This is a genomic window from Halogeometricum sp. S3BR5-2 (assembly GCF_031624635.1).
GTDB classification, from domain to species: Archaea; Halobacteriota; Halobacteria; order Halobacteriales; family Haloferacaceae; genus Halogeometricum; species Halogeometricum luteum.
Map to the genome: position 1 here is coordinate 325,417 of NZ_JAMQOQ010000002.1, position 24,713 is coordinate 350,129.

Genomic DNA, 24,713 nt, shown 5'->3' on the forward strand with positions numbered 1-24,713 from the left:
CCGAACAACCGAACGGACGGGGCGTCGGCCCCTCAGAAGGTGGTGTCCGCGTCGGCGTTCCCCTCGACGCTCTCGCCGCGGCGGCGGGCGCCGTCTCCGTCTCGAGTCTCCTCGCGCACGTAGACGCCGAGGTAGCCGCCCACGGCGGACAACCCGGCCGAGAGCGCCACGACGATGAGCGTCACGACGAACAGGAGGCCCGCGAAGAACACCGTCGCGCGGAACGCGTCCTCCACGATGGTGAAGAACCCGAGGCCGCCGAAGACGAGAGCGACGAGGAGGACGACGGGAATCGCGGCGATGGCGCCCGAGACGGCGCCGACGCGGAGGCCGTCCTCGCGCGACCCGGCGTGCAGGTAGCCGGCAACCCCCCCGCCGAGGACGGGGGAGAGCGGGACGAAGGAGGTGACGACGCTCACCACCGCGCCGAGGAGGGCGCTGACCCAGAAGTCGGTTCCGCTCCGTTCCGCGTCGACGACCGAGTTGTCGGACATGGCGCTCTAGACGCGCGCCCAGGAGATAAACCGCGAGCGACGGGTGACAGCACTCGTCGGCGGGCCGGGGGGACGGCGCGAGAGCCGTTCCGCCGGGGCGTCTTCGGTCCCCCGGGTGACCGCTACCGCCCCACTTTTGTGCGCCGGCGCGGTGGTCGTGCGTATGACCGACGCGCCGGTACCGAGCGGAGACGAGGTCGAGTTCGACCGCGTTCCCGACACCGACCAGTCGTTCGAGAACGCCCTGGCGAAGGCGCGCGCCGGCGACCGACTCGCCGTCGCCGACGGCGTCGAACTGATGACGACGGGGACGGACCGGACGGGCATCGACCTCCGGCGCAAAGAGCAGGTGCTGGAAGCCGCGGACCGCCGGCGCGCCGAGGTGGTCGGCGACGACGTGACCTTCGTCGCCAACATCAACAACAACGTCACGACGGCCTGCAACACGGGCTGTCTGTTCTGCAACTTCAAGAACACCGCCCACCAGTTCGAGTCCGACCACGAGGGCGAACACACCGGGTTCACGAAGACGCCAGCGGAGTCGCGCGACGTCGTCGAGGACGCCCTCGACACCGGCATCTACGAGGTGACCTCCGTCTCGGGCCTGCACCCCGCGTTCGTCCTGAACGAGGAGCACCGCGAGATACTGGAGGGGTACGAGAACCCGTACGCCGAGGTGGACTACAAGCCGCCGGAGGCGTACGACAAGGACCCCGGCGCGTACGTCGACCAGATGCGCGCGATGTCCGTCGGCGGCGCCCACCTCCACTCGATGACGCCGGAGGAGGCCTACCACGCCCGCCGCGGCACCGACTGGTCCTACGAGGAGGTGTATCGGGAACTGAAGGCCGCGGGCCTCTCCTCGGCGCCCGGCACCGCCGCGGAGATTCTCGTCCCCGAAGTGCGCGACGTCATCTGTCCGGGGAAGATATCCACCGAGGAGTGGGTCGCGGGGATGGAGGGCGCCGTCGCCGCCGGCCTCGACGTCACCGCGACCATCATGTACGGCCACGTCGAGAACGCCGCCCACCGCGTGCAACACCTGAAGGTGATTCGGGACTTACAGGACCGCACGGGCGGCATCACTGAGTTCGTCCCCCTGTCGTTCGTCCACCAGAACACGCCGCTGTACGAGCGCGGACTCGTCACCGAGGGCGCCTCCGACGCCGAGGACGAACTGATGGTCGCCGTCGCGCGCCTCTTCCTCGACAACGTGGACAACGTGCAGTCCTCGTGGGTGAAGTACGGCAACGCGAAGGGGCTGAAACTGCTCAACTGCGGCGCGAACGACTTCATGGGCACCATCCTCTCGGAGGAGATAACGAAGCGCGCGGGCGGCGGCTACGGCGAGTACCGCTCGTTCGACGACTACGTGGACATGGTGTCGGCCATCGGGCGCCCGCCGGTCGAGCGCTCGACCGACTACCGACAGATGCGGCCGCTCGACCCCGACGACGGCCCGCACGGCCCGACGCTCGGCCCCCGTGCGGACGGGACGCCGATGCTCTCCGGTTCGGGTTCGGACTCCGGAGACGGCGGCGACAGCCCCGCCCCCGCGGACGACTGAGTTTCCCCCATCCTCCGACTCTTCGACTCTCCGACCCACCGGCGAGCGGCGCCGACGGGCGCAGCCTGAAGTACGCGCCGCCCCTCCTCTCTCCCCATGATGGTGACGACCCACGCGGCCGCGGCGCTCCTCCTCTTCGGCGCGCCGGCGTCGCTCCTCGCGCCGCAGTTCGCCGCGCCGGCGCTCGCAGGGGCGCTCCTCGGCGGCATCGCGCCCGACGTCGACCTGTTCGTCGGGACGCACCGCAAGACGCTCCACTTCCCCGTCTACGCCTCGCTCGCGGGCGTCGCGGCCGCCGTCGTCGCCGCCCTCGTTCCCTCCGCGCTAACCGTCGCCGCGGCGACGTTCCTCCTCGGCGCGGGTCTGCACGCCGCCTCCGACTGGTTCGGCGCCAGCGACGAACTCCGGCCGTGGGAGCGCACGTCGTCCCGCGCGGTGTACCTGCACCCGGCGAAGCGGTGGCTGGCGCCGCGTCACGTCGTCCGCTACGACGGCGCCCCGGAGGATTTCCTGCTCACGCTCGCCTTCTCGCTGCCGGTCGCGTACCTCTTCGACGGCCCGGTCCGGGTCGTCGTCGGAATCGGCCTCCTCGTCGCGGCGACGTACACGCTCTTTCGCCGGCGCGTCCCCGACGTGTTCGGCATCTAAATCGGGAGCGGTCGGCGCCGACGCGCAAGAGCTATGCCTCCGTGCCGAACAGTTCTGACGAATGAACCGATTCGAGACGCATCGCGCGCACCCGGCGGTGAGCGCGCCGTGATGGCGCCGACGCACGTCGCGGCCGGCGTGGCCCTCGCCGCGCCCGTCGCCCTCCTCGCGCCGGAGTTCGCTCCCGTCGTCGTCGCCGCCGCCGTCGCGGGCAGCGTGTTTCCCGACCTCGACATGGTGGCGGGCGAACACCGGCGCACGCTGCACGCCGTCGAGGCGTACGCCCTGCTCGCCGTCCTGACCGCGTTCGCGGCCGTCGTCGCGCCGTCGGCGCCGACCGTCGCCGTCACGACGTTCTTCGTCTCGGCGGCGCTGCATCCGCTGTTGGACCTCGCGGGCGGGAGTTCGGAGGCCCGACCGTGGGAGGCGGCGACCGACCGGGGGGTCTACCTCCGCTCGCGCGAGCGGTGGGTCGCGCCGAAGCGGTGGGCCAGATACGACGGCGCGCCCGAGGACCTGGCGCTGACCGCCGTCCTCCTCGTTCCGGGCGTCGTCGTCTTCGGCGACGCCGTCCGTGGGTTCGCGGCCGCCACGCTCGCCGTCGGCGTCGTCTACGCGCTCGCCAGAAAGCGGATTCCGCAGCTGTCCGGACGGATAAACCTCCCCGTCCCGCCGGTGCTGACCGCCGTACTGGCCGTTCTCTCGCTCTTCAGACGGTAGCCCGCCTCGCGAGTTCTCTTCTCAGTCCGCCGACCCGACCGCTAGCGGCCCGTCTCGGCGGGCGACGCCGCGGTAGCGCTCCCCGTGCACGTCGTCGGCGCCCATCGCGCGCTCGACCCGGCCGGAGAGCCACGAGCGGTCCGTCTCGACGCCGTCGAAGCCGGTGCGGCGGTGTCGCTCCGGGAGGTAGCGCTCGTAGACCGGCAGGCGCTCGTACAGGGGGACGCCGGCGCCGTCGGCGATATCTCGGAGTTCCTCCAGCGCGGGCCACGCATAGTCGGGGTTGACGTAGTCGTCGGTGACCGGGGAGACGCCGCCCAGGTCGTCGACGCCGCAGTCCAAGAGGTCGCGCGTCGGCGAGAGGTTCGGCGGGACCTGCACGGATATCTCCTCGGGCAGGGCGACGCGCGCCATGGCGACGACGCGGCGCATCGTCTCGACGGAGGGCGTCTCGAAGTCGGAGCGCTCGTTCGGGACGACGTTCTGGACGATGACCTCCTGCACGTGGTCGTAGCGCTCGTGCAGTTCGCGGATGGCCAGGAGGCTCTCCGCGCGGTCGCGCCACGTCTCGCCGATGCCGACCAGGAGGCCGGTGGTGAACGGGACGCCGACTTCGCCCGCCGCGCGGAGGGTGTTGAGCCGCTGACCGGGCGTCTTCCGCCGCCCGCCGGAGTGGGCTCTCACGTCCGCCGTCGTCTCCAGCATGACGCCCATGCTCGCGTTGACGGGGGCGAGGCGCTCGAACTGGGCCTCGGAGAGGTCGCCGGGGTTCGAATGGGCCAAGAGACCCTCCTCCATCGCCATCTCGCAGCAGTCGACGAGGTAGTCGAGCACGTCGTCGTAGCCCCACTCGGCCAACTGGTCGTGAATCGCCGTGTAGCGCTCGTCGGGTTCGTCGCCGAAGGTGAAAAGCGCCTCCGTACAGCCCGCGTCGGCGCCGAGCCGAAGCGTCTCGCGGACGTCTTCGGGCGACATGAGCGTCGCCTCCCCGGGCACGTCGTAGTAGGTGCAGTAGGTGCAGGTGTAGCGACAGGCCGTGGTCAGCGGGAGGAAGACGTTCCGAGAGAACGTGAGTTCGGACGCCGCGGAGACGTCCTCGGGCGTCGCGGCGAGCAGTCGCTCGACGTCGGCGTCGCCGGGTTCGAGTTCGATGCCGTATTTCTCGGCCGCGGGGAACACGATTCCGCGTGCGCGGCCGACGCACAAAAGGGTGTCACTTCCGGGGAGACCCGCCGCCTCGGCGACCGAGCGACGCGCGAACCGACGGAACGCCGCGGGCGAGTCCGCGGCGGACACCTGCGACGACGCCGTCCGCACGCGCGGACGAGGCGCCGCGCGCGACGCGCCGTTCCCCGTTCGTACCGGCGCCCGGCACACCCGACGCGTCGCGCACCGACCACGTTCTGTGCTTGAGTTGATATTTCTGCCGGCCGTCAGTCCGACCGGGCGACGCCGACGCGTCCCTCCCGGAGGACCACCTCGAAGCCGGCGTCCGCGAGCCACTCGCGCGCCCGTCCCTCGCCGTGGAGGAAAACCTCGGCGATGTCGTCGGGTTCGTCGACGTCCGTCGCCAACCGCATCGAGTCGACGACGCCGACCGAGAGGCCGGCGTCGGCCGCGATTCGGCGGTGGTCGCGGTAGGACGCGCCGTGGTAGTCGACGCGGAAGTCCGGGTGGCGGACGACCAAGGCGTTCGTGCCCCCGCCTCGTCCCGGCGCGATGGCGACGTCACCGGCCGTCTCGAACAGCCGAGACAGCGGCGCGGCCGTCGCCAGGGCGAGGTCGGCCATGACGACGGCCACCGCCTCGCCGGGTTCGTCCGGGAGCGCGTCGTTCACGGCGTCCGTGAGCGGTCTGTCGTCGACGACGACGGGGACGCCGTCGGTCCTCTCGGCGCCGCCGCCCGCGTCTCTCGGCGGTGCGGTCGTCAGGAGCGTCGGCTCGCCGCCCGCGTCGCGGACGGCGTCGACGACGTCCGCGCGCATCGCTCGGGCGAACGCCCGGCGCTCGTCGGCGTCGAGGACGCCGGCGAGGCGGCTCTTCGGGTCACGCGTCGCGTACGGGACGACGACCTGCATAACTGCATCCGCGTCGGCCGGAACAAAGAACAGAGCGGTCCGGCCGCGGGTCGGACCGGGCGTCAGCCCAGTTTGTCGTAGCCGGACTGCTGGGAGCGCCAGTAGAAGACGCCGCCCACCACGGCGCCGAGGGCGAGAAGCCCGCCGCCGGCGTAGATGGCCATCTGCATCGTCTGGCTCGACTGCTGGGCCTGCTGTGCCTGCGACTCGGCGTCGGCCGCCAGGTCGGTCGCCAGACCGAAGCTGTTCCCGCTCTCGAAGGCGCTGACGGCCTTCTCGAACGTGCTCCGTGCCTCCTCGGAGCCCGAGTCGGCGACGGCGGCCCGCGCCTCGTCGAGGGCGTCCCGCGCGTCGCCGCTCTCCTCGGTGAAGTGGTGCGCCGACCACGAGTCGATGTCGTTCGTCGACCCGCCCGCGCGGGTCTGTTCGAGGCTCAGCACCGCGAACGACTGGGCGGGGTCGTACGTGTACGACTCCACCTCGGGCGCGGTGCCCGAGACGCTCACTTCCACCTCGCTCGTGCCGTCGGCGGCGGCGACGTTCGCGCCGCTGAAGTTCTGCCCGTCGAAGGACTCCTGTCCGACCTTCGCGCCGGTCTGGTCGTAGTAGGTGACGGTCCACGTCACGTCCTCTAACTCGGTCGAACCGGCGAGCGTCCACGACTCCAACTGCGGGTTCTTGTACAGTTCGTCGAGCGTCACCGACGCGGTGACCTTCGAGCCGACCTGCGCCTCCTCGGGCACGTCGTCCCCGCCGACCGAGACGGCGGCCGCGGGGGCCGCCGCGGTCACGAGGACGACCAGCGCCGCGAGGGCGAGCTTAGAACAGCGACTCCAACTCGTCTTCGTCATCGTTGACTAAGTTCTCCAAGTTCTGGTCGCTCTCCTGTCTGATCTCGTCGATGTTCTCCTGCGCCTCGATGGCGACCTGCTGGAGTTCCTTGATGCGGGGCACGTTCGTGACGCCCGACAGCAGGATGACCGACGCGACTTTGCCGGAGTTGCGGATGGGGTAGTCCCCGCCGCGGACCTCCATGCTGCCGGTCTGCTCTTCGATCCACTTCCGCCCGCGCTCTATGCCTTTCCGGTTGAGGTGCTCCGGCGGACCGGCCATCACCAACAGCGCGCGTTCGGTGCCCTCTATCTCGCAGGGGAGCGTGAGGCGGCCGAGCGCGGCCTTCCGAACCAGCGACGTGATGCGGTTGGTCGTGTGGGCGGTGTCTATCTGCTCGTCCTCGCCCCCGCCCGTGATGCGCGAGAGGAGTCCGCCGCCCGAACTCTTCTCCTCGACGGTCTCGGAGGCGTAGCCGACCGTGGAGACGCCGCCGCCCGCGAGGGTGTTGATGATCTCCGAGGAGTCGACGACGCTCTCTGCGACCTCGCCCCCCTGTTCGACCTCGCCGGCCCCGAAGAGCACGCCGAAGCGCGTCACTATCTCCTCGTTAATCTCGTCGTAACCGCCCTGAACCGACTCTCCGGTCTTGCGCCAGGAGTCGTTGTCGAACACCATGAGGTTGTCCACCTCGCGGACGAACGTCTGGAACGACCGCGCGGCGTTGAGCGTGTAGATACCGCCCTCGTCCCCGCCCGGCAGGACGCCGATTCCGTAGACGGGTTCGGTGTAGATGCGCTTCAGGTGCTTCGCCAGTACCGGCGCGCCGCCGCTCCCGGTGCCGCCGCCGAGACCGGAGACGACGAGGAACGCGTCCACCTCGTGGACGGGGATGCTGTCGACGGCACCCTGTACCTCGTCGATGTCCTCCTCGGCGATTTCCGCGCCCAGTTCGTTGTCGGCGCCGACGCCGTGGCCCTTCACGCGGGACTGCCCGATCAGGACGCGCTGGTCCTGCGGGATGTGTTCGAGACCCATCAGGTCGGCTTTCGCCGAGTTGACGGCGACGGCCGCCCGGACGATACCGGACCCGTGTCGCTTGTCGTACTCGACGAACTTGTCGACGATCTTTCCCCCGGCCTGCCCGAATCCGATCATTGCGAGCTTCATCGTTTCTTCGTTCCCCTCACCATTGACTGTCAGGTATACGAACACGAACATAAACCTTGCGCTGCATTAATGTCTGAAAAATGTTACAATAACTCCAGAGGACGGCGGATTGGGCGGCCTCGACACGGGTTCTCACTCCGACCCCGCGCTAGTTCAGAGAACGGACACGTCCACCGTTAGTCCGACATTTCGGTGTCGTTAACGGCTCGAACGGACCGGTTTTCCGACCGGGCGGACGGCGACCGACGCTACCGTTCGCGCCGGTCGTTGAGATACGCCTTGAGCGTCGTCAGTTCGCCGGTGGAGTAGTCGAAGGCGCCGATGTCGTTGTCGTCGGTGACGTTGTCGAACTTGAGCGAGCGGTACTGGTCGGCGCCCATGGGGAACCCGGGGACCGAACCGGCGACGGTGAGTCCGATCTTCGCGAGTCCCATCGGAACGGGGACTATCGTGGTCGACCGGCCGTCCGACTCGTGGATCAGCCTCGCTATCTCGGCCAGCGTCATCTTGTCCGGGCCGCCGATTTCGTACACCTGTCCGACGTGCTTCTCGTCCTCCACGGCGTCGCTCATCATCGGCACGAGGTCCCCGACCCAGATGGGTTGGAAGCGGGTCTTACCGCCGCCGGGGAGGGCGCTCACGTACGGGGGCGCGAGCGTCTTCGTGAACGAGACGAACTCGCCGCCGTCGCCGAACACCACCGAGGGTCGGAACACGGTCCAGTCGAGGACGGACTCGGTGACTATCTCCTCGGCCCGCCCCTTCGCGCGGATGTACGCGGTCGGACCGTCCGGGTCGGCGCCCAAGGCGCTCATGTGGACGAACCGGTCCACCTCGTGCTTCTCGGCGGCGCGCACGACGTTCTCGGTTCCCTGTCGGTGAATCTTGTCGTGCATCTCGTTGCCCCCGCTGGGTTTGAACAGCGGCGAGAGGGCGACGAGGTTGTAGACGGCGTCCATCCCCTCGAACGCCTCCTTGATGGAGTCGTACGCCGTGACGTTCCCCATCGCCTTGTTCACGCCCGCCGGGAGGTCCTCGCTGCTCGGACTCCGCGAGAGGGCCGTCACCTCGTGTCCCCGCGATTTCAGTTCGCGACACAGGTTCGTCCCGATGAAGCCGCTGCCGCCGACGACGAGAACTTTCATCGCCTATAGTTGTCGCGGATACGACGTAAATGTACCCCCGCTCGGGCCCGTTGTCCCTCGATTTCGCGTCCGGATTCGGAGCTGACCGATGCCCCCGTGCTATCGCTTGGATTCGGTTCGTTTTAATCGCCCCACCGTTCACTCCGAAGCATGCTCATCACGCTGGAGGGGTTGGACGGGAGCGGGAAGACCACCGTCTGGGAGGCGCTACAGGACGTCTACCCCGACGCGGTGTTCACCCGCGAACCCACCGAGTCGTGGTACGGCGACGCCGTCTACCGCTCGATGGCCGACGAGGACGCCGACCCGCTCGCGGAGCTGTTCCTCTTCACGGCGGACCACGCCGACCACCTCTCGCGGAAGGTCCGACCCGCTCTCGCCGAGGGCAACCTCGTCATCTCGGACCGCTACTCGGACTCGCGGTTCGCCTATCAGGCGGCGTCGCTCGAAGACTCCGAACTGCGCCGTCCGCTGGAGTTCGTCCGGGGCATCCACGCCGCCTTCTCCCGGACGCCCGACGCGACCATCTACCTCGACGTCGACCCGGAGACGGCCGCCGCTCGCGCCGGCGCGACGAACAAGTTCGAGCGCGCCTCCTTCCTGGCGCGAGTGCGGGAGAACTACGAGCGACTCGTCGACGCCGAACCGCACCGCTTCGTCCGGGTCGACGCGACCCAACCCCCGGAGGACGTCGTCGAGATGGTCGAACGCAGCGTCGAGCGACTCGTCCGCGAGGGCGAGAGCGCGGGCGCGAGTAACTGAACTCGGGCGTAACGACCTCTCAGTTCCCCGTCTCGGGCAGGTCGTACTCCTCCGGCGGCGGGACGTACAGCGTGTCGACGGTGAACCCGAGCGCCAGCGGCATGCCGACCATCACCGCCAGCGCCGCCACCGGGTCGCCGAGGTTCGGCCCGATGCCGAGGACGCCGGTGAACACCAGCGTCGTGACTAACAGGGCGAGGGGGATGAGCGTCAGCGAGTAGACGACGTACCCCCACTGCGTCTTCAGTCGGATGCGGAAGAACCGCGTCATCACCGCCGCGAGGAGGGTGTGGCCGGCCAGCACCACACCGAACAGCACGAGGTTGAGGACCGAGACCATACCGGACGTAGGGCGCCTGCGAACTTTACACTCCCGGGTCGGGACGACCGGTCGCCCGCGCGAATCGCGGGCGTTTATCACGGACGACAGCGAGATGGCCGACATGCACCGACTCATCGGCGAGGGCTCGCTCGCCGACTCGTGGCTCGACGAGGGGGACGCGCGCGCCGCGTTCCGGGATATGGTCCGGACGCGGCGCTTCGACGAACGCGCGCTCGCGCTTCAGCGGCGCGGGTGGATGAGCGGCTATCCGCCGTTTCGCGGGCAGGAGGCCTCGCAGGTGGGCGCCGCGCACGCGATGCGCGAGGACGACGTGCTCTTTCCGACGTACCGCTCGAACGCCCTCCAGATAGCCCGCGGCGTGCCGATGAGCGACGTGTTCGCCTTCCGCCGCGGCCACCCGGAGTTCACCTCGGGCCACGACGTACCCGTCTTCCCGCAGGCCGTCCCCATCGCCACGCAGATCCCGCTGGCGACGGGCGCGGGGATGGCGGCGACGTACCTCGACGACCCGCACGCGATTCTCGTCTGCTTCGGCGACGGCGCCACCTCGGAGGGCGACTTCCACGAGGGGCTGAACTTCGCGGGCGTGTTCGACGCGCCCGTCGTCTTCTTCTGCGAGAACAACGACTGGGCCATCTCGCTGCCGCGGGAGCGACAGACGGCCAGCGACTCCATCGCCGTGAAGGCCGAGGCGTACGGGTTCGAGGGCGTGCAGGTCGACGGCAACGACCCGTTCGCCGTCCGCGAGACGGTCACGGAGGCGCTGGCGGACGCGCGCGACGGCAGCCCCGTCCTCGTCGAGAGCCTCACGTACCGACGGGGGCCGCACACGACGGCCGACGACCCGAGCGCCTACCGCGACGACGACCCGGACCTGCCGGAGTGGCGCGTCCGCGACCCCCTCGAACGGGTCGAGGAGTTCCTGCGCGAGGAGGGCGTGATAGACGACGCGTTCGTGGAGTCGACGTACGAGGCGGCCGACGAGGAACTCCGCGAGGCCGTCGAGACGGTGGAGGACCTGCCGGAACCCGACCCCGACGACGTGTTCGAGCACGCCTACGAGACCCTACCGCCGGACGTGGTGGCTCAGCGGGAGGGGATGCGCGAGTTCCTGACGCGACACGACCCGAACGAACTGGAGCGCTGACGGGGTTCACGCGGCGGAGACGCCCCCCTCCTCGCCGGCGTACTCGACGCCCGCGACGGCGTACAGGTAGTAGTTTCCGGCGCCGACGCCGAGGAGAAACGAGACGACGCCGAGGCGGACGCCGGGCGCGCCCCCGAGGGCGAGGAACACGAGCGACAGCGAGAAGGAGAGGGTGAACAGGAACCGGACGCCGCGGTTCGTCATCACCTCCACGACCCGGCGGGAACTCTGCCCGAGCGCGAACTGTGCGCCGAGCGGAACCGGGACGAGCGAGGCGGTGAGGAGCGTCGTCGGCGACAGCCCGAACAGCGCGACGTGCAGACCGCCGAAGACGAAGAACACCGCGGCTGCGCCGGCGCTCGTCCACGCTTCGGTCTTCAGCGACGTCCGGGCGGCGCGGGGGAGGTGCGACATAGACGACGGTTCGGCGGGTCCGTACTTCAGCTCTCGGCTCAGTCCTCCATCGAGATGTACGTCTTCGTGTCGGTGACGCCGTCGAGGCCCTGAATCCCGCTGGAGGCCGTCCGAAGGACCTCGTACACTTCGTCGGACTCCACCTCCGCGATGATGTCGTACGCGCCCGCGACGACGTGCGCCTCCGACACCGTCTCCAACTCCCGAATCGGGTCGAGCAGCGTCTCGGAGACCCCCGCTCCCGTCTTCACCATGATGTAGGCGTGTACCATGGCACACTGGTGCACGGCACGCGACATAGCGTTTGCGCCGACCGGTCCGGCGGGGGAAGCTTATTCATCTCAGACGGCGTACCGCTTTCCCATGCGGTTCGTTATCATTGGGTCAGGACGTGTCGGGCTTCGAACGGCCCGTGTTCTCAGAGAGGAGGGACACGACGTGACGCTCGTAGAGATAGACGAGGACCGGGCCGAACGCGCCCGCGAGGCGGACTTCGAGGTCGTGGAGGGCGACGGCTCGCGGGAGGAGGTGCTCGAACGGGCGGGGCTCGTCGACGCCGACGCTCTCGGAGCGCTCACGAGCGACCTGAACGTGAACTTCGCGGCGTGCTCCATCGCCAAGCATCACGGGCTTCGGACGGTGCTCCGCGTGGACGAGGACTACCGCGAGGAGGTGTACCAGCAGTACGCCGACCAGGTCGACGAGGTGGTCTACCCCGAGCGACTCGGCGCCATCGGCGCGAAGAACGCCCTGCTCGGCGGGTCGGTCCGCGCCATCGCGGACATCGCACAAAACCTCCAGGTCGTCCTCATGACGGTCACCGACGACTCCCCCATGCGCGGCTATTCCATCGAGGAGGTGGCGCTGCCGGCGCAGGCGCGCGTGATAGCGTTCGGGAAGGCCGACCGGCCGATGGGCATCCCGATGACCGACGACTCCCTGGAGACGGGCGACCGACTGGCCGTCCTCGCCGACTTCGAGGTGCTCGAGGAGGTCCGTCAACTGATCGTCGGCGAGAGCGGCGTCGCCGCCGCCGCGGGGGGTGCCTGAGATGGTGACCGCCTACGTGATGGTGAAGGCGTCGACGGGCGACGTGGACGGGCTGAAACACTCGATGCTGAACCTCCACGATGGCGTCGAGAGCGTCAGCATCGTCGCCGGCGACGTGGACTTCATCGTCAAGACGAGCGTGGACGACACCGCGCAGGTCAAAGAGATAGCCGCGTCCATCCACGAGATGTCCGGTATCGAGGACACCCAGACGTACATCGCGATGGATTAGAGACCGGCCGAACTCAGAGCGGCGTCCCTTCGCCGTTCGCCGCGTCGGTCGCGCGGTTGATGAGGCCCGCGACGGGTTCGGTGTACTCGTAGCCCGGAATTATCCCCTGCACGTACGTCCCCTCCACGTAGTCGACGACGGCGCCGGCGTCTTCGACGCCCCGCCGCTCGTTGATGTCCGAGAACGACGTTCTGACGACGGCCGACGTCCCCTCGCGGGTCACGTCCACGTCGAGTTCGCGCTCCTTCTTCGTCACGCCGCCCACGTCCTCGACGCGCAACTCGAACGTCTCGTACCAGCCGTCCTCGACGACGGGCGCCACTCCCCCTTCCACGACGTCGCCGAGCATCGGCACGCGGACGGTCACGTCGAACGTTATCTTCCCTTCTCTCTCTCCGACGTCGACTCGGCCGTCGAACGCCGTCGCGGTCCACTCGTAGGCAGACCCGTCTCGCTCCTCGAAGGAGTCGTGGTCGCGGAGGGCGCGCCGCGCCCTGTCGGGTAGTTCGCTCATGAATCTCGGGAGGCGTTCACGGGACAAAAGCCCCTCGCGTCCGCCGTTCGACCCGTTCCCGAGAGCGGGCACGCAACCGGCGAATTTGCGAGCGTGCGGCACGCTTAAGTGGTTGCCTGCCATGGTTGCAAGTGACGCTTCGCTTTGGAGGGCCGAAGCGTCAGCGGGGACCAATTCAGGGCGGCAGCGTCCGTTCGGGCTGTTCCCGAACGGGCGCTACCTTTTCCCACGATACTCACGTCCCGAGCGTACCGTCCATCCTATTCCGACGTCGATACATACCGGCAGAAGGCAGAAAAACGCACGCCGACGGCGCTCGGGGAGTCGATTTTGTAACTGTCGAGAAGCGGAACGGGGCGTTACCGAACTACAGGTACTCTCCGAGCGTCCCGCCAACGAGGACGCCCGCGGCGAGGATGGACCCGGCGCTGGCCGCGAGGTGGACGGGAACCGAAGAGAGGACGCCCAACACGGCGGCGCAGGCGAGACTGACTCCCATCACCGCGAGGAGGTAGTCGAAGCGCGTGGGTTCGTTGGCGGGCATCACCGACATGGTGTAATGAGATGTAATTAGGCCAGCCGGGAATAAGTTGCGGCGCGAGTCACTCCTCGCGGAGACGGTTCAGCGAGCGGGTTTCCAGACCGCTCCGCGCCCGCTCCTCGACTTCGGCGGCGCGGTCGAACTCCCCCAGCGCTTCCAGCGCCCGGCGTCGCTCGTCGGCGACCCACGCCGTCCGCAGGCCGAGCGAGACGGCCGCATCGAGACACCGGAGCGCCTCCTCGTGCTGGCCGCGTTCGTTCAGCAGGTAGCCGCGGTTGTACCACGCCTCGGCCAGTCGCGGGTCGCGTTCGACGGCCGCCTCGGCGTGCTCCAACGGCGCCGTGCTCTCGCCGGACTCCCACAGCGCCGCCGCGAGGTTCGTCTCCGCCGCGGCCGAGAGGCCGTCGTCGGCGTCGATGCGAAGCGCCTCGCGGTGCGAACTCGCCGCCTCGTCCCACTCGCTCAACTCGCCGTGCGCGATGCCTTTGCTCACCCACGCCTCCGCCGCCGCGGCCGACTCCTCGGGCGCGTAGAACGCCGCCCGCGCGAACGAGTCGATGGCCTGTTCGTACTGCTCGATGGCGAGGTACTCGATTCCCACTTCTATCAGCGCCGCGACGTCCACGTCGTCGGGGCGCACCTGGGACTCCTCAACGACGTCCGCGAGGACGTAGTCGTCCACGGGGTCCACGTCGGCCACCGGGCCGTCGGCGCCGAGGCCGAACCCCTCGTACGGGTCGCCGAACCCCTGTCCGTCGGAGTACCGGTGCGGGCGGTCGTTTCTAGTAGTCATTCCTATACGTTGGCCCGAAGAGGAGATAACCACGTCGGCGAGCGTCGGCTAACGGGAGTCAGAGGCTCTAACACGTAGGTCGTGGGGAACAGAGCGTGTCGGGCGATGGATTCGAACCACGGTCGCTTCGCTCACTCCGTTCGCTGCGCTCCCTGCTTCGAATCCCACCGGAGAACCGAACCGCTCGCTGACGCTCGCGGATTCGAGTGCGGGGGATGGGATTCGAACCCATGAACTCCTACGAGAGCGGATCTTAAGTCCGCCGCCTTTGGCCTGGCTCAGCCACCCCCGCTCGTCTGGGACTTTCCTGCCGTCACCAATATGGTTTCGCTTCGCCGCCGCGCGGGGACGGCGTCGGTCGGTTCGACACCGTCGAGCCGTTCGCCTCCCCCCCGCTCCGCCGCGACGTTCGTCTACTTTCGGTCGCGGCGCAGTCCGAGACGGTGGAAATTCCCGCTTCTGGCGCCAAGTTTTTTACGTCCCATCCGCCAATCCGCGAGAGAATGACCGAAAAGAGCGACACTCGTTCGAGGCGGAGGGTGCTACAGGGAATCGGCGCGGCCGGAATCGCGGGGTTCGCCGGCTGTGCGGGCGGCGACGGCGGCGACGGCACCGAAGCGGGCACCGCGACGTCGACGGAGGGGCCCGGAGGCACGGCGACGGAGGAGGCGACGACGTCGGCGGGCGAGTCGAGCGGGCAGACGCTCAACTTCGCGCAGACGAAGTCGCCGCTGGACCTCGACCCGATGAAGGCCAACGACATCCCGTCGTTGCAGGTGGTCGAGCAGCTGTTCGACGGCCTGTACACCTACGAGGAGGGGACGACGCTGACCCCCCAACTCGCCGACGGCGAACCCGAAGTGAGCAAAGGCGGCACGCGGTACGTCGTCTCGCTGAAGGACGGCGTCACGTTCCACAACGGCGACCCCATCACCGCCGAGGACGTGAAGTACTCGTTCCTCGCGCCGGGCCGCGAGGAGACGGAGAACGGCTCGGAGTTCACGATGATAGACTCCATCACCGTCGTCGACGAGGCGACGGTGCAGTTCGACCTGAAGTACCCGTTCGGGCCGTTCCGTCACAAACTCTCGTGGTATCCCGTGCCGAAGTCCGTCCGCGAGGGGAACAAGCAGGCGTTCAACACCTCGGCGCCCGTCGGCAGCGGCCCCTACGAGTTCGTCGAGTGGCAGGAGGGAAGCTACGTCCGCATGCGGCGGTACGACGACTACTGGGGCGACCCCCTCCCGGAGGTAGAGAATCTGGAGTTCACGCCCATCACGGAGCCCACCACCCGAGTCACGACGCTCCGCAACGGCGAGAACCACATCGTCCAGACGGTGCCGCCGAAACTGTACTCGACGGTCGAGGGAATCGGGGAGGCGAGCGTCGCCGAGCGCGGCGGCCTCGGCTACTACTACCTCTCCTTCAACTGCAACGAGGGGCCGACGGCCGACAAGAAGGTGCGCGAGGCCATCGACTACGCCGTCTCGATGGACGAGGCCGTCTCCAACTACGTCGAACCCGCGGGGGTCCGCATGACGAGTCCCCTGCCGCAGAGCCTCATCGAGTCGTGGGGCTTCCCCGGCGAGGAGTGGTCCCAGATTCCCCACGAGAAGGACCAGAACAAGGCCGAACAGCTGATGGAGGAGGCCGGCGTCGACAAGGACTACGACTGGACCATCATCGTCCCGCCGGACGACAAGCGCGAACAGATCGGTATCACCGTCTCGAACGCCCTCGACAGCATGGGCTTCTCGAACGCCTCCGTCCAGCGTCTCGACTGGGGGGCGTTCCTCGACAAGTACGCGACCGGAAACGAGGACGACTACAACATGTACACGCTCGGCTGGGTGGACGAAGTCGACCCGGACGGCTACCTCTACTACATGTTCCACGAGTCCGAAGAGGGCTCGACCAACGGCTGTTACTACGAGAACGACGAGGTGATGAACCAACTCGACCAAGCGCGCGAGTCCCCGGACCGCGAGGAGCGCAAACAGTTGTACACCGACGCCATCACGACGATTCTGGAGGACCGCCCGCACCTGCCGGCGTACAACCTCAAGAACAGCTTCGGCGTCCGGAACGAGGTGCAGGGCTTCCGCCCGCACACCATCTCCGGCATCAACCCGCGCATGGCCGGCCCCCTCGGGACGGTCACGCTGGACGAGTAATCGACGGCGACGCTACCAGTCGACGCTCAGCGACCCGTCGCCGTTCGGGTCCGGGGCAATCTCCTCGTCCTTCCGCCGGTCGATGACGTGGATGACGCCGCGGTCCTTCTTCGCCGGGCACACCTCGGCGGCGCGGACGTTCTCGTCTAACTCCTCTTCGCCGATGAAGTACGACTTCGGCCGGGCGAGCCCCGACGCCATGTCCATCTCCCAGTTGTCGGCGACTTCGGCGCACCGGCCCGCCCCGAAGCACTTGTTCGCCTCGAAGATTATCTTGTAGGGCTTCTCGTCTATCGGCGGCGCGTTCGCCTCGTCGCCCACGTCGCTCGGGCGGAGTGGCCCGTCGGCGTTCTCCGCGTCTTCGGAGTCGCTCATGGGGTCACCTAGCGGAGAGGCGGACTTTGCGCTGTCGGTTAGCGCGTCGAATCGAGAAGGGGGCGAGAGCGGTTATCGGTCGACGTCGACGGACTCGATTTCGACGTCCTTCATCGGCTTGTCGTTGCGGTCCGTCGGGAGCGACCCGATTTCCTCGACCACGTCCATCCCCTCGACGACCTCGCCGAAGACGGCGTGGCGGTCGTCGAGGTGCGGTTGGGCGTCGAGGGTGATGAAGAACTGCGAGCCGTTCGTGTTCGGACCGCTGTTGGCCATCGACAGCTTGCCCGCGCTGTCGTGGCGCAGTTCGTCGTGGAACTCGTCGTCGAACTGGTAGCCGGGGCCGCCGCGGCCGGTCCCCTCGGGGTCCCCGCCCTGAATCATGAAGTCGCTGATGACGCGGTGGAAGACGGTGCCCTCGTACAGCGAGTCCGTCCGCTCCTCGCCGGTCTCGGGGTCTTTCCACTCCTTCTCGCCCGTCGCGAGGCCGATGAAGTTCTCCACCGTCCGCGGCGCGCGCTCTTCGAACAGTTCGACGACGATGTCGCCTCGGGTCGTGTGGAGCGTCGCAGTCGGGTTGCTCATACCTCCTCGGATGCGGTGGGGAGTGAAAACGTTGGTGAGTCGCCCGCCGGCCGGTAACGCCATACCAGTTGCATCCCGGGTACACAGTATGTCCGAAGAGACGACGCGCTGGGAGTACCACACGCTCCGCCCGCCCCGCGGGTCGGCGAGAGCGGAAGCGTCCGACCCCGTCGAGGAGTTGAACGAACTCGGCGACGACGGCTGGGAACTGGTCTGCGGCGTCGACTACGTGGAGGGGGGAACGAAGTACCTCGTCCTCAAACGGCCGAAACCGGCCGACGACGCGGAGCGTCATGACTGACGGCACCGAACGCTCGGAGATTCTCGACCGGACGTACGACCCGAGCGAGGACGACGACGCGACGGTCGGGTCGGCGAACACGATGCGCGAACGGGCGGGCGAGTCCCGACTGAAACTGTGGATACTCCTGGAGGCCAACCGCCTCGTCGCCACGGGGGTGCTCGCCGCCCTCTTCTTCGTCCTCCTCGTCATCGGCGGCATCGCGCTCGACCCGCCGTTCCTGACGACGGTGCGCTCGGGCGACGTGCTGGACTCCATCTTCTCGACGATGGCCAGCGCCACCATCACCGGCGTCACCCTCGTCGTCACCATCACGCAGGTGGTCATCTCCCAGGAACTCGGTCCGTTCGGCGACCAGCGCTCGCGGATGAGCGGCGCGATGGACACCCGCGAGTACATCCGCGAACTCACCGGCCTCAACTCCGCGCCGGCGGACCCCTCGGCGCTCCTCTCGGCGCTCGTCGCGGCGGCGCAGGTTCAGGCCGCGAACGTAAAGGAGGCCACCGAGCGAATCGACGACGAGGACGCCACCGAGGAGTTGACGGAGTTCTGCGACAGCGCGTCCGAGAACGCCGACGTGGTGCTCGACAGACTGCACGGCGCGACGTTCGGGACGTTCGACCTCCTCTCGGCGGCGCTGGATTTCAACTACGGACGGAAGGTGTTCGAGGTGGACCGACTGCTCGCCCGGCACAACGACGCCGTCGACGAGCAGACGCGGACGGCGCTGAACGACCTGCGGGACGCCCTCGTCATGTTCGGCCCCGCCCGCGAGCACGTGAAGACGCTGTACTTCCAGTGGGCGCTGACCAGCCTCTCCCAACTCGTCGCCTACGCCGCCATCCCGGCGCTGCTCGTCTCCGTCGGCATGCTGGCGTTCGTCGACTACACGACGTTCACGGGGTCGTTCCTCGCCGTCGACAACATCGTCTGGGTGACGATGCTCGCGTTCTCCATCTCGGTGCTGCCGTTCCTTCTCCTCCTGTCGTACGTGCTCCGCATCGCCACCGTCGCCAAGCGGACGCTCTCCATCGGCCCGTTCGTCCTCCGCGACAGCCAGCGCTAGCGCGAACACCGCGCCCCGCTTTCCGTAGCTACAAAGCCCCGCCTCACCAACCGTCGGACATGCACACCGCCGAGACGGTCACCCTCGCGCGCCTCCCCTCGGGAATCGACGTGGAGACGACGGTCCACACGTACGACCCGGGCGACGCCGACGGAGACGGCGGCCCCACCGTCTACGTCCAAGCGGCCCAACACGGCCGCGAGATAAACGGCACCGAGACGCTCCGCCGCGTCCACGAGCGACTCGATTCCGAGGAGCTATCGGGCACGCTCGTCGCCGTCCCCGTCGCGGACCCGCTGACGTTCGACCACGTCTCCTACACGACGCCGGAGTCGCTGGACTCGGTCAACTCGAACATGAACCGCGTCTGGCCGGGCGACGCGGAGGGGTCGCTGCACGAGCGGATGGCCGCGGCGCTGTGGGAGTACGCCGGCGGGGCGGACTACATCGTCGACCTGCACACCGGCAGCCCCGAGATGCTGACTCACTCGGTGTACCTGAAGGGCGATTCCGAGAGCCGTCGCCTCGCGGAGGCGTTCGGCACGGACCTGCTGCTCGCGGAGGCGGCGGGCGACGACGCCGACACCGAGTGGACCGAGCGCAACTTCGGCGGGAAGCTCCGCGTCGCCGCCACGCGGGAGGGCATCCCCTCCATCACGCCCGAACTCGCGCACAACAAGCAGTTGGTCGAGACGGCCGTCGAGACGGGCGTCCGGGGCGTGTTCAACGTCCTGCGCGAACTCGGCATGCTCCCCGGCGACCCCGAAGTCCCGGCCGAGCAGACGACGGCCCGGAACCACCTCGGGCGCGTCACCGCCGCCGACTCCGGCCTGTTCCACGCCGCTCCCGAGGCCGAACTGGGTCGGGACGTCGCCGAGGGCGACCACCTCGGCCGCGTCTACGACCCGACGACGTACGAGGTGTTACAGGAGGCGACGGCCGACCGCGCCGGCGTCGTCTACTCCGTCTGTCGCGAGGCGACGGTGACGGCCGGCCAGACGCTCGTCGGCGTTGCGATGCCGCTGGACGGGGCGTAGCGAACGCGTAGCGCACCGAACTAGTAAGCGAATCGCCCAAACCTCCTACGGTCGTCCCTCCCTTATCTCAGTTCGATGAAAGCCGTCCAGATTCCGGAGCCCGGAGCGGAGTTCGAAGTCGTCGAGCGAGATGTCCCCGAACCGGACGCCGAGGAGGTCAGAGTCGCCGTCGAGGCCTGCGGCATCTGCCACAGCGACGCGTTCGTCAAGGAGGGCCAGTGGCCCGGCGTGGAGTACCCGCGCGTCCCCGGCCACGAAGTCGCCGGCCGCGTCGACAGCGAGGCGCTACGCGCCTCGGGCAGCCGGGCGTAGCCCGGCGACGCCGTCGGCGAGGACGTGACCGAGTGGGAAGAGGGGGAGCGAGTCGGCGTCGGCTGGCACGGCGGGCACTGCTTCACCTGCGAGGCGTGCCGCCGCGGCGACTTCATCGCCTGCGAGAACGCGAAAGTGACCGGATTCGACTACGACGGCGGCTACGCCGAGTACCTGACCGCCCCGCACGAGGCGCTGGCGCGGATTCCCGACGAACTGGACGCCGTCGACGCCGCGCCCCTCCTCTGTGCGGGCATCACGACGTTCAATTCGCTCAGAAACTCCGACGCTCGGCCGGGGGACCTCGTCGCGGTGCAGGGCGTCGGCGGCCTCGGCCACCTCGGCATCCAGTACGCCCGCGCCGCCGGGTTCGAGACGGTCGCCGTCTCCACGTCGCCGGAGAAGGAGGACCTCGCCCGCGACCTCGGTGCCGACCACTTCGTCGACGCCAGCGAGGTCGACGCCGGCGAGGAACTCCAGTCGATGGGCGGCGCGAAGGTCGTCCTCGCCACCGCGCCCAGCGCCGACGCGATGTCCTCCATCGCCGACGGCGTCGGCGTCGACGGCAAACTGCTCACCATCGCCGTGCCCGGCGAACCGCTCTCGGTCGACGTGCAACCCCTCGTCACCGGACGGCGGAGCGTCGGCGGGTGGCCCTCGGGGACGCCGCACGCCTCCGAGGACACCCTCGACTTCAGCGCCCTGCGCGACGTGACGCCGACGGTCGAGACGTTCTCGCTGGACGAAGCGGAGGAAGCCTACGGGGCGATGATGGAGAACGAAGTTCGGTTCCGGTCCGTGCTGGTGCCGGACTCGGCGTAAGTCAGCGAAGGTCGCCCGCGACCCGCCGAATCGACTCGGTCACCACGTCGACGGCGATGTCCAGCGACTCCTCCTCGATGTCGAAGTAGGCGGTGTGGTGACCCGCGGGGTTGCTCGCGCCCACGCCGACGTAGGCGGCGACGCCGCCGTTCTCCTGTACCTTCCTGATGAGAAAAGAGGCGTCCTCGCTGCCGCCGAACGGACTCCGCCCGCAGATCTGGTCCACGCCGTCGACCCCCTCGGCGGCCGCCATCACCGCGTCCACCATCGACTGGTCGTTCTCGAACGTCGTCGTCATGCCGTACAGACTCGTCTCGTGTTCCACCTCGTGCATGTCGGCGGCGGCGTCGACGACGCGGTCGGCCTTCGCCATCATGTAGTCGTTCAGGTCGGCGTCGCCGCCGCGCACCTCCACGCGCATCCGCGCCTCCTCGCAGATGACGTTCTGGGCGTTGTCGGCGCTGACCCGGCCCACGTTGATTCGAGTCATCCCGTCGGCGTGCCGCGGGATGGCGTAGAGGTTCTGAATCGCCGTGCTCATCGCCTGCAGGGCGTTCCGTCCCTCGTTCGGCGCGCCGCCGGCGTGGGCGGGTTCGCCCTCGAACGTCACGTCTATCTTCGCGTTCGACAGCGGCCGGTCGTAGCCGCCGACGATGGTGCCCGTCTCCTCGTCGAGGCCGAGGTGGAGGGCGAACAGGGCGTCCACGTCGTCGAGGTGGTCGGTCTCGCTCATCGGCTTGCCGCCGCGGCCGCCCTCCTCGGCGGGTTGGAAGAACAGTTTCAGCGTGCCGTCGAACCCCTCCTCGTCGAAGGCGCGGGCGATGCCGACGCCGATGGCGGTGTGGCCGTCGTGGCCGCAGGCGTGCATCTCGCCGGGGTGGGTGCTGGCGAACCCCTCGCGGGCGGGGCGGTGGTCGTCGTCCATCGCCTCCGACCGTTCGAGGGCGTCGATGTCGACGCGGACGCCTATCGTCGGCCCGTCGCCGTAGCGCTTCTCGGCGACGAGACCGGTCACGTCGTCCATGTACTCCAGGTACTCCTCGGGGGCGCCCTCGCGCTTCGCGCGTTCGCGCGCGGCGGCGACGTCGTCGTCGTCCGGGACGCCGAGTCGCTCCGCGACGTCCACGGCGTCGGCTCCGAGCGAGAGGTCGAAGCCCAGGGCGTCCAGTTCCTCGGCGACGAGCGCGGTGGTTCGGAACTCCTTCCACCCCGCCTCGGGGTGACGGTGGAGGTCCCTGCGAATCTCGGTCAGCGTCAGGTCGGCGAACGAGGTCATACCCGTCGCTCGCCGTCCGGACAAAAAAGCGCGCGGGAAGCGGAGAGCGCGGTGGCGGTGCCTGTGTCGCCGGTTCAGAACGCCCGCAGGTCTTCGAGAACCGCCTCGGCCGCGCCGGAGTCGAGGCTCTCGCGGGCCATCTCCAGGCCCTCGCTCAGCGACTCGGCGTCCTCGCGGGCGTAGATGCGGAACGCCGCGTTGAGTTCGACGGCGTCGGCGAACTGGTCGTCTCGGTCGCCGGCGACGACGTCCTCGGTTATCGCCGCGGAGTCGCCCGCCACGTCCTCGGGGTCCACCTCGAGGTCCTCCGTCTCGAAGTCCATCCCGTACTCGGCCGTCTCTATCTCGAAGTCGGTGAACACGCCGTCGGTGGACTCGCCGACCTTCGTGTACCCCGGCCGGATGTCGTCGTACCCCTCCATCCCCTGGAACATGACGACGCGGCGCGGGCCGAGTGTCTCCGAGCGCTCGAAGGTGTCGACTATCTTCTTCGCGAAGGAGAGGTGGTAGAAGCTCCCGAGGTGGACGTCGGCGTTCGCCGGGTTGGCGATGGTCTCGATGGTGTTGACGAACGTCCGCACGCCCATCTGGTCGCGGCGGTCGAACAGGTCGTGAATCGCGGGGTTGAACGCCGGTTGGTAGTAGAAACCGAACCCCGTCTCGTCCACCTGGTCGGCGCTCTCCTCGGGGGAGAGTTCCGTTCGAATCCCGAGTTCGTCGAGGACGTGCTTGTAGGCGTCCTGCTTCTGCGTCGGCACTCGGTCCCCCGAGTGGACGACGACGGGCGTACCGGCGCCCGCGGCGACGATGCCCGCGGCGGCGCCGAGGATGGCGGTCTCCCCCTTCCCGTCGTAGTTCGCCCCGCAGTCGACCGGGTCGGCGTCAGGTTCGGCGTACTCGACGTACTCGCACATCACGTCGGCGTAGGCGGCGAGTTCCTCGGCGACGTTGTGCTTCCAGCGGTTCGCCAGCCAGAACGCCCCCAGCGTCGTGTGGTCCGGTTCGTCCGCGAGGATGCGCCGCATCGCCTCGGTCGCCTGCTCGCGGTTCATGTCCTCGGCGGACTTCGTTCCCGTCCCGACTACTTCGGTCATGAGTCGCTTCAGCGGCCACTCCCCGAACTCCCGTCGCTCCGGTACCTGTGACATGGTCTGACGTTGGACAGCGCGCGTGAAAAGTCGTACGTTAGCGTGAGCTGAATCGCCGCTCGAACCCGAAATAGGTACGTTCACCGAGTCCTCATAGTCGACGATGAGCGCACTGACCGACGACTGGCGCTCGGACCTCGACGCCGTGGACGCGCGCCTCGTCGACGAGTACCAGAGCGGTTTCCCGGTCGTCGAACGTCCGTTTCGCGCCGTCGGCGAGGAACTCGGCGTCTCCGAGGACGAGGCGCTCGCGCGCGTCCGAACCCTCTCGGAGCGAGGTATCTTCCGGCGGTTCGGCGCGGTGTTGAACCCCCCCGTCATCGGCAGTTCGACGCTGGCGGCCGTCTCGGCGCCAGAGGACCGGTTCGCCGAGGTGGCGGCGATAATCAACGACCACCGGCAGGTGAACCACAACTACCGGCGGGACCACGAGTGGAACATGTGGTTCGTCGTCACCGCCGCCTCCCGCGAGAAGCGCGACGAGATTCTGGCCGACATCGAGGAACGCACCGGCTTGGAGGTGTTGAACCTCCCGATGCTGACGGACTACTACATCGACCTCGAATTCCCGGTCGTCAACGACGACCGCTTCGCCCGCGAGAGCCTCGCGGCGACGGACGTGAACGCCACGCGCATCTCCGAGGAGGCGGCGGGGGACCTCTCGGCCCTCGACGCCGCCCTCCTGGTCGAGATTCAGGACGGCTTCCCGCTCTCGGCGACGCCGTACCGCGACATCGCGGAGACGCTCTCCGCGTCCGGCATCAACGCGAGTACGGAGGGCGTGCTCGCGGCCGTCCGGCGACTCCTCGACGACGGCTGCATCAAGCGCGTCGGCTGCGTCGTCAACCACGTCGTCACCGGCTTCGACGCCAACTGCATGGTCGTCTGGGACGTCCCCGACGACGAACTCGACGAGAGGGGGGAAGCGGTGGGTCGCCTGCCGTACGTCACGCTCTGTTACCACCGGCCGCGCCGCCCGGAGCAGAACTGGCCGTACAGCCTCTTCACGATGATTCACGGCCGGGAGGCCGACGCCGTCGACGAGAAGATAGACGAACTCGCCTCGGAGTACCTGCCGTTCGACCACGAGCGCCTCTACTCGACGGAGACGCTGAAACAGACCGGCGCGCAGTACGAGAAACTGGTCGGGTCGGACGAGTAACTCATT

General features: G+C 68.6%; 28 protein-coding genes, 1 tRNA gene and 1 pseudogene. 13 read left to right on the top strand and 17 right to left on the bottom strand.

Features of this window, described 5'->3' with window-relative positions; translation table 11 throughout:
• Positions 1 to 32: 32 nt before the first annotated feature.
• Positions 33 to 494: a DUF5518 domain-containing protein gene (locus NDI79_RS08065; RefSeq protein ID WP_310927962.1), complete on the bottom strand. Its 462-nt coding sequence runs from the start codon at positions 492 to 494 to the stop codon at positions 33 to 35.
• A 163-nt stretch (positions 495 to 657) separates the two neighbouring features.
• Here NDI79_RS08065 and cofH point away from each other — a divergent pair, with 163 nt between their 5' ends.
• The 3 genes from cofH to NDI79_RS08080 all read left to right on the top strand — a co-directional run bounded on the left by cofH (position 658) and on the right by NDI79_RS08080 (position 3,429).
• Positions 658 to 2,061 carry a 7,8-didemethyl-8-hydroxy-5-deazariboflavin synthase subunit CofH gene (cofH, locus tag NDI79_RS08070; RefSeq protein ID WP_310927963.1) on the top strand — a complete coding sequence of 468 codons (1,404 nt, stop codon included), beginning with the start codon at positions 658 to 660 and terminating at the stop codon, positions 2,059 to 2,061.
• A 96-nt stretch (positions 2,062 to 2,157) separates the two neighbouring features.
• Positions 2,158 to 2,709, top strand: a complete 552-nt coding sequence (locus tag NDI79_RS08075) for a metal-dependent hydrolase (protein WP_310927964.1) — start codon at positions 2,158 to 2,160, stop codon at positions 2,707 to 2,709.
• A gap of 111 nt (positions 2,710 to 2,820) precedes the next feature.
• On the top strand, positions 2,821 to 3,429 hold the full coding sequence (locus tag NDI79_RS08080) for a hypothetical protein (protein WP_310927965.1): 609 nt from the start codon (positions 2,821 to 2,823) through the stop codon (positions 3,427 to 3,429).
• Between the two features lie 21 nt (positions 3,430 to 3,450).
• Here the strand turns inward: NDI79_RS08080 and cofG are convergent, their stop codons facing one another.
• The 5 genes from cofG to NDI79_RS08105 form a co-directional block, all read right to left on the bottom strand.
• A complete protein-coding gene (gene cofG, locus NDI79_RS08085) occupies positions 3,451 to 4,608 on the bottom strand; it encodes a 7,8-didemethyl-8-hydroxy-5-deazariboflavin synthase subunit CofG (protein WP_310927966.1) in 1,158 nt (385 codons plus the stop codon).
• A gap of 254 nt (positions 4,609 to 4,862) precedes the next feature.
• On the bottom strand, positions 4,863 to 5,507 hold the full coding sequence (cofC, locus tag NDI79_RS08090) for a 2-phospho-L-lactate guanylyltransferase (RefSeq protein ID WP_310927967.1): 645 nt from the start codon (positions 5,505 to 5,507) through the stop codon (positions 4,863 to 4,865).
• Positions 5,508 to 5,569: 62 nt separating this feature from the next.
• The gene (locus NDI79_RS08095) at positions 5,570 to 6,358 is read right to left on the bottom strand and encodes a hypothetical protein (protein ID WP_310927968.1); all 789 of its coding nucleotides are present in this window, start codon (positions 6,356 to 6,358) and stop codon (positions 5,570 to 5,572) included.
• Complete coding sequence (locus tag NDI79_RS08100; protein WP_310928707.1) at positions 6,327 to 7,508, bottom strand: tubulin/FtsZ family protein; 1,182 nt, start codon at positions 7,506 to 7,508, stop codon at positions 6,327 to 6,329. The genes NDI79_RS08095 and NDI79_RS08100 overlap by 32 nt, the downstream gene beginning before the upstream one ends.
• A 248-nt stretch (positions 7,509 to 7,756) precedes the next feature.
• Positions 7,757 to 8,653: a complex I NDUFA9 subunit family protein gene (locus NDI79_RS08105; RefSeq protein ID WP_310927969.1), complete on the bottom strand. Its 897-nt coding sequence runs from the start codon at positions 8,651 to 8,653 to the stop codon at positions 7,757 to 7,759.
• A gap of 150 nt (positions 8,654 to 8,803) precedes the next feature.
• Here NDI79_RS08105 and tmk point away from each other — a divergent pair, with 150 nt between their 5' ends.
• Positions 8,804 to 9,415, top strand: coding sequence for a dTMP kinase (tmk, locus tag NDI79_RS08110; RefSeq protein WP_310927970.1), 612 nt, complete (start codon positions 8,804 to 8,806; stop codon positions 9,413 to 9,415).
• Between the two features lie 19 nt (positions 9,416 to 9,434).
• On the opposite strand, the gene NDI79_RS08115 is transcribed toward tmk, so the two are convergent.
• Entirely contained in the window at positions 9,435 to 9,755 is a 321-nt protein-coding gene (locus NDI79_RS08115) for a DUF7991 family protein (RefSeq protein ID WP_310927971.1), read from the bottom strand.
• 103 nt (positions 9,756 to 9,858) lie between these two features.
• On the opposite strand from NDI79_RS08115, the gene NDI79_RS08120 reads away from it, so the two are divergent.
• Entirely contained in the window at positions 9,859 to 10,905 is a 1,047-nt protein-coding gene (locus tag NDI79_RS08120; protein WP_310927972.1) for a thiamine pyrophosphate-dependent dehydrogenase E1 component subunit alpha, read from the top strand.
• Between the two features lie 6 nt (positions 10,906 to 10,911).
• Here NDI79_RS08120 and NDI79_RS08125 read toward each other — a convergent pair whose 3' ends face one another.
• Both NDI79_RS08125 and NDI79_RS08130 read right to left on the bottom strand, forming a co-directional pair.
• Positions 10,912 to 11,319 (bottom strand): hypothetical protein, encoded by a 408-nt coding sequence (locus NDI79_RS08125; protein ID WP_310927973.1) that lies wholly within the window; start codon positions 11,317 to 11,319, stop codon positions 10,912 to 10,914.
• Positions 11,320 to 11,357: 38 nt separating this feature from the next.
• Positions 11,358 to 11,591 carry an Lrp/AsnC ligand binding domain-containing protein gene (locus NDI79_RS08130; protein ID WP_310927974.1) on the bottom strand — a complete coding sequence of 78 codons (234 nt, stop codon included), beginning with the start codon at positions 11,589 to 11,591 and terminating at the stop codon, positions 11,358 to 11,360.
• A gap of 91 nt (positions 11,592 to 11,682) precedes the next feature.
• On the opposite strand from NDI79_RS08130, the gene NDI79_RS08135 reads away from it, so the two are divergent.
• Together NDI79_RS08135 and NDI79_RS08140 are read left to right on the top strand one after the other, a co-directional pair.
• Entirely contained in the window at positions 11,683 to 12,369 is a 687-nt protein-coding gene (locus NDI79_RS08135) for a potassium channel family protein (RefSeq protein ID WP_310927975.1), read from the top strand.
• A 1-nt stretch (position 12,370) separates the two neighbouring features.
• On the top strand, positions 12,371 to 12,601 hold the full coding sequence (locus tag NDI79_RS08140) for an Lrp/AsnC ligand binding domain-containing protein (RefSeq protein WP_008384369.1): 231 nt from the start codon (positions 12,371 to 12,373) through the stop codon (positions 12,599 to 12,601).
• A gap of 13 nt (positions 12,602 to 12,614) precedes the next feature.
• Here the strand turns inward: NDI79_RS08140 and NDI79_RS08145 are convergent, their stop codons facing one another.
• The 4 genes from NDI79_RS08145 to NDI79_RS08160 all read right to left on the bottom strand — a co-directional run bounded on the left by NDI79_RS08145 (position 12,615) and on the right by NDI79_RS08160 (position 14,741).
• Positions 12,615 to 13,115, bottom strand: a complete 501-nt coding sequence (locus NDI79_RS08145; protein WP_310927977.1) for a DUF5813 family protein — start codon at positions 13,113 to 13,115, stop codon at positions 12,615 to 12,617.
• Between the two features lie 367 nt (positions 13,116 to 13,482).
• Positions 13,483 to 13,659 (bottom strand): DUF8015 family protein, encoded by a 177-nt coding sequence (locus tag NDI79_RS08150; protein ID WP_008384374.1) that lies wholly within the window; start codon positions 13,657 to 13,659, stop codon positions 13,483 to 13,485.
• 58 nt (positions 13,660 to 13,717) lie between these two features.
• Positions 13,718 to 14,449 (bottom strand): tetratricopeptide repeat protein, encoded by a 732-nt coding sequence (locus NDI79_RS08155; RefSeq protein ID WP_310927978.1) that lies wholly within the window; start codon positions 14,447 to 14,449, stop codon positions 13,718 to 13,720.
• Positions 14,450 to 14,656: 207 nt separating this feature from the next.
• Positions 14,657 to 14,741: transfer RNA gene (locus NDI79_RS08160), tRNA-Leu, on the bottom strand.
• Positions 14,742 to 14,952: 211 nt separating this feature from the next.
• On the opposite strand from NDI79_RS08160, the gene NDI79_RS08165 reads away from it, so the two are divergent.
• Complete coding sequence (locus NDI79_RS08165) at positions 14,953 to 16,623, top strand: ABC transporter substrate-binding protein (protein WP_310927979.1); 1,671 nt, start codon at positions 14,953 to 14,955, stop codon at positions 16,621 to 16,623.
• 12 nt (positions 16,624 to 16,635) lie between these two features.
• Here the strand turns inward: NDI79_RS08165 and NDI79_RS08170 are convergent, their stop codons facing one another.
• Positions 16,636 to 16,998: a ferredoxin gene (locus NDI79_RS08170; protein ID WP_310927981.1), complete on the bottom strand. Its 363-nt coding sequence runs from the start codon at positions 16,996 to 16,998 to the stop codon at positions 16,636 to 16,638.
• Positions 16,999 to 17,070: 72 nt separating this feature from the next.
• Entirely contained in the window at positions 17,071 to 17,583 is a 513-nt protein-coding gene (locus tag NDI79_RS08175) for a peptidylprolyl isomerase (RefSeq protein ID WP_310927982.1), read from the bottom strand.
• 88 nt (positions 17,584 to 17,671) lie between these two features.
• Between NDI79_RS08175 and sp36 the strand changes: the two genes are divergently transcribed.
• The 4 genes and pseudogenes from sp36 (at position 17,672) to NDI79_RS08195 (ending at position 21,121) form a co-directional block, all read left to right on the top strand.
• On the top strand, positions 17,672 to 17,884 hold the full coding sequence (gene sp36, locus NDI79_RS08180; RefSeq protein WP_310927984.1) for a Sp36 family protein: 213 nt from the start codon (positions 17,672 to 17,674) through the stop codon (positions 17,882 to 17,884).
• A complete protein-coding gene (locus NDI79_RS08185; RefSeq protein ID WP_310927985.1) occupies positions 17,877 to 18,950 on the top strand; it encodes a DUF7972 family membrane protein in 1,074 nt (357 codons plus the stop codon). Before sp36 ends, NDI79_RS08185 begins: the two co-directional genes overlap by 8 nt.
• 59 nt (positions 18,951 to 19,009) lie before the next feature.
• Complete coding sequence (locus tag NDI79_RS08190) at positions 19,010 to 19,987, top strand: succinylglutamate desuccinylase/aspartoacylase family protein (protein ID WP_310927986.1); 978 nt, start codon at positions 19,010 to 19,012, stop codon at positions 19,985 to 19,987.
• Positions 19,988 to 20,062: 75 nt separating this feature from the next.
• A pseudogene (locus NDI79_RS08195) lies at positions 20,063 to 21,121 on the top strand (alcohol dehydrogenase).
• Between the two features lies 1 nt (position 21,122).
• On the opposite strand, the gene NDI79_RS08200 reads toward NDI79_RS08195, so the two are convergent.
• Positions 21,123 to 22,397 carry an amidohydrolase gene (locus NDI79_RS08200; protein WP_310927987.1) on the bottom strand — a complete coding sequence of 425 codons (1,275 nt, stop codon included), beginning with the start codon at positions 22,395 to 22,397 and terminating at the stop codon, positions 21,123 to 21,125.
• 74 nt (positions 22,398 to 22,471) lie between these two features.
• On the bottom strand, positions 22,472 to 23,545 hold the full coding sequence (locus NDI79_RS08205) for an anthranilate phosphoribosyltransferase (RefSeq protein ID WP_310927988.1): 1,074 nt from the start codon (positions 23,543 to 23,545) through the stop codon (positions 22,472 to 22,474).
• 103 nt (positions 23,546 to 23,648) lie between these two features.
• On the opposite strand from NDI79_RS08205, the gene ahbB reads away from it, so the two are divergent.
• Positions 23,649 to 24,707, top strand: coding sequence for a siroheme decarboxylase subunit beta (ahbB, locus tag NDI79_RS08210; RefSeq protein ID WP_310927989.1), 1,059 nt, complete (start codon positions 23,649 to 23,651; stop codon positions 24,705 to 24,707).
• Positions 24,708 to 24,713 lie beyond the last annotated feature (6 nt).